This is a genomic window from Schumannella sp. 10F1B-5-1 (assembly GCF_006517535.1).
Lineage (GTDB): Bacteria > Actinomycetota > Actinomycetes > Actinomycetales > Microbacteriaceae > Schumannella.
The window spans coordinates 1-234 of sequence record NZ_VHQH01000175.1 but is presented as its reverse complement, the minus strand read 5'-3'; the positions used below and the strand labels follow the sequence as shown (position 1 = coordinate 234).

Annotated in this window: 1 protein-coding gene; it reads right to left on the bottom strand. The window is 79.9% G+C overall.

Annotation, left to right across the window (positions count from 1 at the left end; genetic code table 11):
- On the bottom strand, positions 1 to 234 hold a 234-nt coding region (locus FJ658_RS16425; protein ID WP_181408510.1), incomplete at both ends, for a hypothetical protein.

Sequence of the window (234 nt, the reverse complement as noted above, 5' to 3'; positions counted from 1 at the left end):
CAGGCTCGCGCGGAGCAGCAGGCCCGCGCGGAGCAGCAGGCTCGCGCGGAGGCCCACGCCCGCGCGGAGGCGCAGGCGCACGCCGACGCGCAGGCACGCGCGGAGCAGCAGGCCCGCGCTGAGCAGGAGCGCGCCGCCCACGAGCGCCTCGAACAGGAGCGCGCCGAGCGGGCGCGTCTCGAACAGCAGCGGGCCGAGCAGGAGCGCGCCGAACAGGAGCGCGCCGCGCACGAG